The sequence below is a fragment of the Streptomyces sp. W16 genome, assembly GCF_033194735.1.
Taxonomy (GTDB): Bacteria; Actinomycetota; Actinomycetes; order Streptomycetales; family Streptomycetaceae; genus Streptomyces.
In genome coordinates, this window is sequence record NZ_JAWOAI010000395.1 from 1 (window position 1) to 9,459 (window position 9,459).

A 9,459-nucleotide genomic window follows, 5' to 3' on the forward strand; every position below is an offset into this window, starting at 1 on the left:
GGCCACCCGTGCGGGCGCGCGTTCGGGTGCCAGGCGGCGCAGGATCGCGTGGGCGGCGAGCTGCCCCCGTACGCCTGCCGCGTGCACCCCCGCGATACCGGCGCAGTCCCCGGCGACGTACAAGCCGTCGACCGAGGTCGCGCCGTCCGTGTCCACGACCGGGAGTTGCTCCGTGCCCGTCGGGTCCGGCTCGGTGTCGCAGCCCAGCAGCCGGGGCAGTTCGGTGCTGGGGCGGAAACCGAATCCCACGCACAGGGCGTCGGTCTCCAACTGCCGTACGCTGCCGTCCTCTTGGCCGATGTCCACTGCCGTGACCTGGGTGTCACCGTGCGCGGCCAGCACCCGGGCACCCTGTTCCACGCGCACGCCGTGCCGGGCGAGGGTGAGCAGATAGCGGGCCGCTTCCGCGAGCCGGGCGGGCTGCCGCAGCGCGCCGCCGATCGAGGAAACCCCTGGCCGGTACGGGTGGTTGAGCTCGACCAGTGCCTCGATCCGGGCGCCCACCTCCAGCAGCGCACAGGCGACCGGGAGCAGGAACGGGCCGGTCCCGGCCAGCACCACCCGCTTGCCGACGGGAACCCGGTCCATGGTGGCCAGGTGCAGGGCGAACCCGGGGGTGACCACACCCGGCAGCGTCCAGCCCGGGAAGGGCAGGGAGCGTTCGTACGCGCCGGTGGCGGCGAGTGTGACCCGGGTGTCGATGCGGCCGAGAGCGCCCGTGCGGACGTCGGAGGTGAAGAGGGCGCGGCCTGCGTCCTCGGCGCCCCAGACCAGGGTGCCGGTGCGGCAGTCGACACCGGAGTCCCGTACCTGGCGGATCAGTTCGGTGCCGCGCGGGCGGAAGTCGCCGAAGGCGGTGGTGAGTTGCTCGGCCCGGCGCTTGTAGTACTGACCGCCCAGGGTGTCGGACTCGTCGAGCAGTACGACGCTCAGCCCGCCCCGGGCCAGCACCAGCGCCGCGGGCAGTCCCGCCGGGCCGCCGCCGACCACCGCGACATCCGCCTCCGACTCCGCCATGACGTCAGCCATGCGCGGCCGTCGGCAGGGGCTCGGTGTGGGTGCGGATGTCCATGCCGTCGGTGACGTGCGCGGTGCAACTGCGGGTGCCGGGGCGGCCGTTGATGGTCACCTCGCACTCCAGGCAGACGCCCATTCCGCAGAACGGGCCGCGCAGCTGGCCGTTGACCGGGTTGCGGCGCAGCGGCCAGATGCCGGCGGCGACCAGGGCGGCGGTCACGGACTGGCCCGCCCAGGCCTGGCCGGGAGTGCCGTCGATGGTCACGGTGACCGTCTGCGGGAGGGAGTTGGTGCTCATGGCTGTGCTCACAGTGCTCAAGGGGGGTGGGGGGTTCACAGGATGCGGTCCAGGAACTGGCGGGTCCGTTCGTGTTCCGGTGCGGAGAAGAACAGGTCGGGGGACTTGTCCTCGACCACCGTGCCGTCGGCGATGAACACCACCCGGTCGGCCGCCGCCCGGGCGAAGCCCATCTCATGACTGACGACGATCATGGTCATGCCCTCCTCGCGGAGCCGGACCATGACGTCGAGGACTTCCCCGACCATCTCCGGGTCGAGCGCCGAGGTGGGTTCGTCGAAGAGCAGCAACTCCGGGCGCATCGCCAGGGCGCGGGCGATCGCCACCCGCTGCTGCTGGCCGCCGGAGAGCTGGGCGGGGTAGGAGCCGGTCTTGTCGGCCAGGCCCACCATCGCCAGCAACTCGCCTGCCGCGAGACGTGCTTCGGCCTTGGACACGCCGTTCACATGCACTGGACCGGATGCCACGTTGTCCAGCGCGGTCATGTTCGGGAACAGGTTGAACTGCTGGAACACCATGCCGGTACGCCGCCGTTGGACGGCGATCCGCCGCTCCCGCAGGGCGCCCTTCTCGCCGTAGCCGATCCGCTCGCCGCAGATGGTGACGGTGCCCGAGTCGGGGGTCTCCAGGTGGTTCAGCGTGCGGAGGAACGTGCTCTTGCCGCCGCCCGACGGGCCCAGCACGAGGACGACCTCGCCCCGCTGAACCGTTAGGTCGATGCCCTTGAGGACCTCGACGTCGCCGTACGACTTGCGGACCTGGCGCGCTTCGACGACCGTCTCGGTGCTCATCGGGTCTCCAATTCGAGGACCGCGCTCTTCATGCGGCGGCCACTGGTCGGCCTGTTCTCGTGACCGCGGCCCACCCGGGTCTCCAGCCACCGCTGGACCAGGCCCCACAAGGTGGTCATCGCCAGGTAGTACAGGGCCGCAGCGGTAAGGCCTTCCAGGACCCGGAAGTTGGTCTGGACGGCGAACTGGGTGCGGCGCAGCAGCTCTTCGACCGAGATCACCGACACGAGGGTCGTTGTCTTGAGCAGCCCGTTGAAGCTGTTGCCGAGCGGCGGGACCATCACCCGCAGCGCCTGTGGCATGACCACCACCCGGAACACCTTCCAGGGCGGCATGCCCAGCGCACGGGCCGCCTCGGACTGGCCGCGCGGGACCGACATCACCCCGGCGCGGACGATCTCCGAGAGGTACGCCGCCTCGTTGAGGACCAGCCCGGTCAGGGCCGCGCTGATAACGCCGAGGCGCAGGCCCAGCTGGGGCAACCCCGTGTAGATGATGACCAGTTGGACCAGCAGGGGGGTGCCGCGCATCAGCCACACGTAGAAGCCGGTGACCGCCCGGACCGGTGTGATGCGGGACGCTCTGCCCAGTGCCACGAGCACGGCGAGCGGAAGGGCGAGCGCCATGCTGACCGTGGTCAGCCAGATCGTCGTCCAAGCTCCCTGAACGAGCTGGGGATTGGTGAGGAAGGAGAAGAAGGCATCCCAGGACCACATGGCTCTCGCCCTTCGATCGCTACTTCGCGCTGATCGCGCCGGTGGTCACCTTGAGGTCGCCGGTGTAGGCCGTGACGCCGTACTTCTTGAACAACGTGGCCAAGTAGCCGTTGCTGCGAAGGGTGTTGAGCGCGGTCGCGACCGCGTCGGCGGGCTTCTGCTTGCCGAAGCCGAGGGCGAGCGGGGCGGGGTTCATGCCCTTGACCGCGGTCTCGAAGCGGCCGTCCTTCTGGTAGTAGCTGGTGACCGCCTCGACGATGGCGACGCCTTCGACCTGGCCCGCGGACAGTGCCTGGTAGGCGTCGGCGGTGGTGGTGAAGGTGCGGACGGTGACCTGCTTCTTGCCGGCCGCCTTGAGTTCCTTGTTGAGCGCGGTGAGGGTGTCGAACTCGTAACCCGGAGCCTCTACGGCGATGGTCTTGCCGGACAGGTCGTCCTCGGAGGTGATCTTCTTCGGGTTGCCCTTGGCGACGGAGATCGAGACGCCCTGGACCTCGTACGGGACGAGCTTGACGGTCTTGGCGCGCTCCGGTGTGTAGAACATGCCGGTGTCGATCATGTCCCAGCGTCCGGACTGCACGCCGGGGATCTGCGCGTCGAAGGGGATGTTGACGAACTTCGGGGTGAGACAGAGGAGTTTGGCTATCTCGTCGCCGAGGTCCACCCGCATGCCGACGATCTTGTTGGAGGCGTCCAGGTACTGCATGGGCGGCAGGGTCGCGTTGGTCGAGATCGTCAGCGTGCCCGCCTTGACCAGGTCCGACTTGCCCACCTTGGGTGTGCAGCCGGTCGGGGCCGCGGCGGCGGACGACGAGGACGAGTCCTCGCTGCCGCAGGCCGCCACGGTCAGGAGCAGGGCGGCGGAGGAGGCCGCGATGAGAAGTCTGCGCACGGTCGGTTCACCTTTTTCCGGTGCTGGTGGAACAGGAGTGCAGCCCGGCCTCGTCGAGCGCCTCGGACAGGCCGAGCAGCGCGGACGGGTCCTCCAGGGGGAGCAGCGGGGGGCGTACATGCCCTCCGGGCTGCCCGAGCAGCCGCATGGCGGCTTTGAGCTGCGAGGTGGGTGAGGCGAACCGTGAGCTGTAGTCGTCGTTGACGAGCAGGTTCACAAGCCGTTCGTAGCGTGCGGACCATTCCCGGGCGAGGGTCAAGTCGCCTGCCCAGTAGGCCTCGTAGAAGGGGACGGCGAAGGGGGCGCCGAGGCCGCCGCCGTCGATGTTTCCGGCGCCGCCGAACTCGGCCATCACTGCCATGCCCCGGCGGTGGATGAAGCGGCCGAAGACCTGGACCTTCCCGGCCAGGGCGGCGCAGGTGTCCGCGACCTTCAACTCGTCGCCGGAGCTGTCCTTGACGGCCACCACGGTGTCCAGTTCGGCCAGCCTGGCCAGGGTGTCGACCGTGATGTCGACGGCGGTACCGCGCGGCCAGTTGTAGACCATGAGCGGCAGGTCGACCGCCCCGGCGAGAGTGGCGTAGAAGGCGTGGATCTCGTCCTGGCTCGGGTGGACGTAGGGCGGCGGGGTGGTGAGGATGCCGTCCGCGCCGATCGAGCGGGCGTGTGCGCCGTAGCGTGCGGACTCGGCGGCGGTGTACGCGCCGCAGCCGATCACCACCGGTATCTGCCCGGAGAGTTCGGCGACCGCGATCTCGGCGACCCGGCGGCGCTCCTCGGGGGTCTGGGAGAACCACTCGCCGGTCGTGCCGTTCACCAGGACACCGTGGACTCCGTGCTCCGCGTACAGCCCGAGCAGTGCGCGCCAGGCGTCCTCGTCGAGGGAGCCGTCGGCGGTGAAGGGGGTGGGTGCGGCCGGCCAGTAACCGCGCCAGGGCACGGCGCCGGAAGTGTTCATCGTGTGTGCTCCGATCGAGTGTCCGTCCCGTCAGGACGTCCCGCCAGGACGTCGCCTTGTGGGACCACTCTGTGGGATCGATTGCACAGCACCGTGACACCGGCCGGAGGTGCCGGTCAACCTCGTTCTGGCCGGAAACTGCTGGCGAAACGTATTGTTTACGCCACCGACTCGACCCTGTCTGACATGATGGCGATCACGGCTCGGCGTACGAGAAGAGTCGTATGGGATCGATTTCATGATCGGGGGTGGGCCGGTGGCCGTCACCTTGGACCAGGTGGCCGAGGCGGCAGGGGTCTCCAAGAGCACGGCCTCGCGGGTGCTCAGCGGTTCCAGCCGGGTGAGTGACCGGACGAAGCGTGCGGTGCAGTCCGCGGCGGAGCGGCTCGGTTACCGCCCCAACCGGATCGCCAGTGGACTGCGCACGAAGCGCAGCAACCTCGTCGGGCTGGTGATAACGAACCTGGTGAACGCCTCGTTCCACCGCATCACCGAAGTGCTCCAGCAACGGCTCGACGAACGCGGCTACCAAGTGCTGCTGTGCGTCACCGACTCGGACCCGGCACGTGAACGCCGTTACCTGGACATGCTGTTGGACCACCGCGTCGACGGCCTGATCATCGTGGGCACCGGCGACAACACCGCGACGGTCCGGGAGGTGAGCGCGGCCGGCATCCCCGTGGTCAACCTGATGCGCACCCCCGACAACGCCCCCGGCGACTCCGTGATGGCCGCCGACCGGGACGGCGCCGAACTGGCCGTCCGCCATCTGCTCGACCTCGGGCACCGGAGCATCGCCTTCATCGGCGGCCCGCCGGGCGTCGACTCCGGACGCGACCGCTACGCGGGATTCACCTCGGCACTGGCCACCGTCGGACTCGAACCCGATCCCGCCCTGTGCGCGCGGGGTCCGTTCACCGTGCCCTTCGGTGCGGAGGCGGCCATGCGGCTGATGGCGGCGGACAACCGGCCCACCGCGCTGTACAGCGCCAACCACGAAGCGACGTTCGGGGTGCTCGGTGCCCTGGTGCAACTCGGGGTCCGGGTGCCGGAGCAACTCTCCCTCGTGTGCCACGAGGAGGCCCCCTGGTTCCCGTACTGGCACCCGCCGATCACCGTCGTCGACAACGGCGCCCGCGACCTCGGCGAGCTCGCCGCGGAGCAACTGCTGCGCCGCATCGACAGCCGCCCCGACAACGGCCACCCCGGCGAGGAGGGCGTCGGCCGGCTCATCCGTGTCGGCTCCCGCCTGGTGGTACGCGAATCGACGACGGCGCCGCGTCGGTCGGAGTGACGGCCGGTTCCTGGGCCTGCCGACCTCTAGGTTCCCGCGGTACTGCACGTGGGCGGGGGCGGCTCGGGTGGTCGGCCGGGAGCAGGACACAGCGGCGGTCGGTGGGCAACGGGACGCGACGCGGTGAGGGCTCCGCACGGTGCCGCTGCCGGACCTTGATCGAACCGGACCCGAACAGAACGAAGAACGGCGGCCCGGGTCGGCCCGGACCGCGCTCGGCGCGGATGTCACCCCCCGGGCGCCTGACGGGCGTCCACCCAGGTCAGGCGCCATTCGCCGCTGGAGCGTCCGCGTCCCTGTTCCCTCAACCACCCTGCTGCGAGGCTTTGTTGACGCCGCGAGCCGTCAGCACCGGGGTCCGGGGAGGGCCTGGTTCATGGCCTGCTCCGGTCACCGCTCGTCCGCGACGGCGGACGGTGAGCGTCAGGAGTGCGGAGAGTACGGCGGCGGTGACGAGGACGAGGAACAGTTGGGAGGTGTGCGCTCCGGCGCTGTCCGCCGCGCGGGCGACTGGGTTGGGCACACCGAGGCGGTCGAGCAGCCAGCCGAGGGCGGCGCCGGCGGTCAGCGCCGCGCAGGTGTTGCGGAGTGTGGCGTGCCGGGGCAGCCGGGAGAGAGCGATCAGGCTCGGCAGGGCGAGAAGGACGAGCAGGAGTTGCATTCCTTCGATGCCGAGGTTGAATCCCGCGAGGCTGAGGGCGAGTTGGGTGGACGAGAGGTTCATCTCGGCGAGGACGAGGGAGAACGCCAGGCCGTGCCCGAGTCCGAAAACGCCGGCGACGACTGCCTCGCGCCCCGGAAAGAGAGGGCGGATCGCGTGGACGGCGCCCACCAGAATGCTGATTGCGATAAATACCTCGACCGGCTGCGCGGGGATGTCGAGATGACCGAAGGCGCTCATGGCGAGAGCGAGGGAATGCCCGACAGTGAATGCGAGAGTGGTGCGGGCGACGCGGTGGATGGTGGTCCGGGTATTCGCCAGCCCCTGCCATCGGTTCCGGGCCGCGCTCAGTGGTGCGGGGAGCAGCAGGATGAGCAGGAAGAGCAGGTGATCGGTGCCTTCGAGGATATGGGTGGCGCCGAGCCGGAACATCGCGTACGTCCCGCTCCAGACGCTTCCGTTCTCCAGATTGATGGTGAGCGGCGTGACCTTCATGGTCCGGGAGTTGATGCGGATGACGCCCACCTGGGTGGCGGCGTTCTCGCCGGCGACGTGGCCGGCGGCCCAGTCCTGACGGATGGACACCAGGGCGGTGTGGGTGACGACTTGGTGGATGACCGCGTCGTAGCCGAGGTTGAAGTGACGCGTGTCCCCGCCGGAGGGTGCTGTGAGCGTGGCCTGGACGGTCAGTTCGCGGTACAAGCCGGTGGAGGTCTGCTGCGTCCGGCTCAGTGCGACGTCACCGAAGGCGACGGTCCATGCCTTGCCCTGGAGGGTGGTGGGGCGCAGGTGGGCGGCCAGGTAGGTGCGGATCGCCGGGGTCCGCTTCGTCAGCGTGGCCGCGGTGGAGTCGGTCAGGTCGATGCCGCTCGCCCTGGAGAAGTCGTCGACCGGCAGGTCGAGTTCGGCGGTCACCGACGTCTCGTGCACGTCCAGCAGGAGCACCGAGTGGGGCATGGGATGCGCGACGGCGGGCGGCGCCGCGAGAAGCAGCGCCGCCGTCACCGTCACCGCGATCCCGGCCACCTTGCGCAGTGCAGATGGCAGTGAGATCGGGAGGCGGCTCATGAGAACGAGAACTCTCCTCCGTAGTCGGTGTCGTGGTCGCGGTAGACGGTGTGGTAGTGGATCTGACTCGTGTAGACCACGCCGTCCTGGCAGACGAACTCGATCCAGACCCCCGGTCCGTCGATGCGTACGTAGTCGCCCTGGGTGTCCAGTGCGGTCGTGCCGGAGTACGAGATGTAGGTCGAGTCGAGGTCCGACTTGTAGGTGCTCAGCGTGGCGGCGGCGGTCGTGTCGTCCGCGACGTCGACCCACGGCTCGATGGCGTCGAGCACCAACTGCTTCTGGTCGTCGGTCAGTTCGCTGACGGCCAGGCCTTCCTTGGTCGTCGGGAAGTCGCCGTCGTCACCCGGGCCGAGCAGCACGTCGGTGTACGACTCGGAGAGCTTCGCCTCCGTCAGCTCGTCGTCGGTCAGGCCTTCGAGCATCGCCAGCATCGAGTCGTGCATCCCGGACAGGGGCGCGTACGAGGTGCCGTCGTCGTCGGTCCAGCTGGTGGGCTCCACTCCGACGAAGTACGGGGTGGTGCCCTCGACCTCTCCGTCCTTGTAGGTGAGGTTGACCGCGAGGTGGTGGCCGCCGAAGTGCAGTTGCCAGGTGCCGGACGTGCTCGGGGTACCCAGGAAGGCGAGGTAGTAGTTGCCGCTGCCGTAGCCGCTGGCGGTCTCGCCGAGGACGTCGTCGGCCGCCAGGATCTGGCTGACCTGGTCGTAGCCGGTACCGCTGCCGGTGCCCGTCGCCGCCTCGACCACCGCCTTGGCGGCGGTCAGCTGCGTGTCGCTGAGCGTGCTGAACTCGATGCCGACCCGGCAGGTCGAACCGCACGGCAGGTTCGACCAGGCGGTGGCGTTCGCCTCCGTGAAGTCGAGGAGTACCTCGGCCTGTTGGTCGTCGTCGAGGGTGTCCAGGAACGTGTTGGCGGCGTCCACCACGTCCGAGACGGACGTGGCGGCGGTGGTGGAGGCCGTGGACGTGGCGGACGAGCTCGCCGACGCGCCGGCAGCAGGGGTGTCCTGGACGGAGGCGGCGTTCGCGTTGGCGTACAGCGCGCCTAAGAGAGCGGCGGTCGCGGCGGCGAAGGCCACCGCCGCCTTCGTCTTGCGCCGGGGGGACCTGCGGTGAGCGTTCTTGTCCTGCAATTCAGTGTTCCTTTCGGGAATTGAGCACGGAGGCCCTTCAAAGAAAATTCCCAGCACCCTGAAAAGAAGGCTTCAGGAACTTTCGAGGGATTGGCTTCGACGTGTTGAATTCCATCGCTGAACACTGTGATTGACGGCTAAGAGAACTTTGATTTTCTCATGATTTCTTGTCAACCTCCTTGAGAACAGCATGAGTTGGCAAGGGTTGATTTGATTCCTGAAGGAAGGGCGGGCGGTGCCGGATCAGAACCGTTCGGGAATCGGTCATGTCGGGGACGGCGTACCCGGGCCCTTCGACCCCTTGGCCGCTGTCCTTGATTCCGCCGTACGGCATCGGATCGGGGTGGCAGCTCGATGTGTCGTTGATGATGACGCCGCCCGTGTCCAGCAGACGTGTGAAGGCGAGCGCGACGTCGAGGTCCTGGCAGAACACCCCCGCCTGGAGGCCGTACCGGGTGGCGTTGGCCCTGCGTGCCGCCTCGTCGAGGGAGCCGACCGGGGTGACGGCGACCAGCGGGGCGAACGCCTCCTCGGAGGCGAGCCGGGCGCTGTCGGGCAGCCCGGCCAGGAGCGCGGGGGCGATCATCGCGCCCTCCCGGGCTCCTCCGGTGAGCAGCCGGCTGCCGTG

Annotated in this window: 10 protein-coding genes; 1 reads left to right on the top strand and 9 read right to left on the bottom strand. The window is 69.2% G+C overall.

All coding sequences use genetic code 11. The features are described 5' to 3' along the window. From R6V09_RS37335 to R6V09_RS37360, 6 genes are all read right to left on the bottom strand, one after another. Positions 1 to 1,017, bottom strand: a 1,017-nt coding sequence (locus tag R6V09_RS37335; protein ID WP_317885914.1) for an NAD(P)/FAD-dependent oxidoreductase, incomplete at its 3' end; no start/stop codon positions are given. Between the two features lie 4 nt (positions 1,018 to 1,021). Continuing rightward, a complete protein-coding gene (locus R6V09_RS37340; protein WP_019056212.1) occupies positions 1,022 to 1,315 on the bottom strand; it encodes a (2Fe-2S)-binding protein in 294 nt (97 codons plus the stop codon). Between the two features lie 35 nt (positions 1,316 to 1,350). Further along, positions 1,351 to 2,106 (bottom strand): amino acid ABC transporter ATP-binding protein, encoded by a 756-nt coding sequence (locus R6V09_RS37345; protein ID WP_317885915.1) that lies wholly within the window; start codon positions 2,104 to 2,106, stop codon positions 1,351 to 1,353. Beyond that, a complete protein-coding gene (locus R6V09_RS37350) occupies positions 2,103 to 2,822 on the bottom strand; it encodes an amino acid ABC transporter permease (RefSeq protein WP_317885916.1) in 720 nt (239 codons plus the stop codon). The genes R6V09_RS37345 and R6V09_RS37350 overlap by 4 nt, the downstream gene beginning before the upstream one ends. 19 nt (positions 2,823 to 2,841) lie before the next feature. Continuing rightward, positions 2,842 to 3,714, bottom strand: a complete 873-nt coding sequence (locus R6V09_RS37355) for an ABC transporter substrate-binding protein (RefSeq protein WP_317885917.1) — start codon at positions 3,712 to 3,714, stop codon at positions 2,842 to 2,844. Positions 3,715 to 3,721: 7 nt separating this feature from the next. After that, positions 3,722 to 4,672 carry a dihydrodipicolinate synthase family protein gene (locus tag R6V09_RS37360; RefSeq protein WP_317885918.1) on the bottom strand — a complete coding sequence of 317 codons (951 nt, stop codon included), beginning with the start codon at positions 4,670 to 4,672 and terminating at the stop codon, positions 3,722 to 3,724. 256 nt (positions 4,673 to 4,928) lie between these two features. Between R6V09_RS37360 and R6V09_RS37365 the strand changes: the two genes are divergently transcribed. Beyond that, positions 4,929 to 5,966 carry a LacI family DNA-binding transcriptional regulator gene (locus R6V09_RS37365; RefSeq protein WP_317885919.1) on the top strand — a complete coding sequence of 346 codons (1,038 nt, stop codon included), beginning with the start codon at positions 4,929 to 4,931 and terminating at the stop codon, positions 5,964 to 5,966. A 304-nt stretch (positions 5,967 to 6,270) separates the two neighbouring features. Here the strand turns inward: R6V09_RS37365 and R6V09_RS37370 are convergent, their stop codons facing one another. The 3 genes from R6V09_RS37370 to R6V09_RS37380 form a co-directional block, all read right to left on the bottom strand. Continuing rightward, positions 6,271 to 7,695, bottom strand: a complete 1,425-nt coding sequence (locus tag R6V09_RS37370) for a HupE/UreJ family protein (protein ID WP_317885920.1) — start codon at positions 7,693 to 7,695, stop codon at positions 6,271 to 6,273. Beyond that, on the bottom strand, positions 7,692 to 8,831 hold the full coding sequence (locus R6V09_RS37375) for a DUF3500 domain-containing protein (RefSeq protein ID WP_317885921.1): 1,140 nt from the start codon (positions 8,829 to 8,831) through the stop codon (positions 7,692 to 7,694). Before R6V09_RS37375 ends, R6V09_RS37370 begins: the two co-directional genes overlap by 4 nt. Positions 8,832 to 8,988: 157 nt before the next feature. Next, positions 8,989 to 9,459 (bottom strand): aldehyde dehydrogenase family protein (locus R6V09_RS37380; RefSeq protein WP_317885922.1); only part of this gene is annotated, 471 nt, incomplete at its 5' end.

Bases quoted from the DNA above. Each gene is read 5' to 3' on its own strand.
- R6V09_RS37340 (WP_019056212.1), bottom strand. From the start codon at position 1,315: ATGAGCACCAACTCCCTCCCGCAGACGGTCACCGTGACCATCGACGGC.
- R6V09_RS37345 (WP_317885915.1), bottom strand. From the start codon at position 2,106: ATGAGCACCGAGACGGTCGTCGAAGCGCGCCAGGTCCGCAAGTCGTAC.
- R6V09_RS37350 (WP_317885916.1), bottom strand. From the start codon at position 2,822: ATGTGGTCCTGGGATGCCTTCTTCTCCTTCCTCACCAATCCCCAGCTC.
- R6V09_RS37360 (WP_317885918.1), bottom strand. From the start codon at position 4,672: ATGAACACTTCCGGCGCCGTGCCCTGGCGCGGTTACTGGCCGGCCGCA.
- R6V09_RS37370 (WP_317885920.1), bottom strand. From the start codon at position 7,695: ATGAGCCGCCTCCCGATCTCACTGCCATCTGCACTGCGCAAGGTGGCC.